At 66.1% G+C, this 758-nt stretch carries 1 protein-coding gene; it reads left to right on the top strand.

Features of this window, described 5'->3' with window-relative positions; translation table 11 throughout:
* Positions 1-14: 14 nt before the first annotated feature.
* Positions 15-758 (top strand): TrbI/VirB10 family protein (locus EOD15_RS35055; RefSeq protein ID WP_281035609.1); only part of this gene is annotated, 744 nt, incomplete at its 3' end.

The raw sequence follows: 758 nt of genomic DNA, 5'->3' as shown, positions 1-758 counted from the left end.
TTACAGGACAAGTCATGAGCGAGAACGAAACCAATCGGGAAGTGCCGAGCCAGCTGGGCGACGAACGCGGCGTGCCCTCCGTCAACAAGCGCAAGAAGAACAGCAAGGCGAGCAAGATTGCTGGCATCGCCGCCCTCGTGGGGTTGCTGGCCGTGATGGGCTGGATGCAGATCCGGCCGAAGGCGGAGCCCGAGGCACGAAAGGAAGAGTCCAGCCAGGCGCGCCGTAGCCTTCCTGACCTGCAGATGCCGGTGAGCGAACCGCCCCCGCCGCCGCCGGCCGCACCGCCGGCAGCACCCGCTGCACCTGCAGCACCGGCGGGCAATCCGAACATGGGTTACCAGCAGCAGCAGCCGCGACAGCCGACCGAGGCCGAACTGTTGCTGGAACGCCGGAAGCGCGCTCCGATTTTCGCCTTTGGCAATGCCGGCGGCGAAGCTGCAGGCGGTGGCAATGGGAACGGCAACGCCGCTTCGCTGGAGGCTGGGGCGGGCGGATCGCTGGACGGCGAGGACGGCCCCGACCGTGATTCCCTGGCGGTGAACCTGCAGGGCGGCAAGTTCGACTCTGCGCGTGCCAGTATGCTGACCAACCGCAATTTCCTGCTGACCGCCGGCACGATGCTGGATTGCACCCTGGTGACGGCGCTGGAAAGCACCTTGCCTGGGAAGACCAAGTGCCAGCTGTCGCGCAACGTCTACAGCGACAACGGCAAGGTGCTGCTGCTCGAACGCGGTTCGATCGTGGAGGGCGAATAC

Origin of the sequence: Mesorhizobium sp. M7A.T.Ca.US.000.02.2.1 (assembly GCF_003996995.1) — a bacterium.
Classification (GTDB): Bacteria; Pseudomonadota; Alphaproteobacteria; order Rhizobiales; family Rhizobiaceae; genus Mesorhizobium.
The sequence above is the reverse complement of the archived record's forward strand: the minus strand, read 5'-3'. Positions and strand labels throughout refer to the sequence as shown.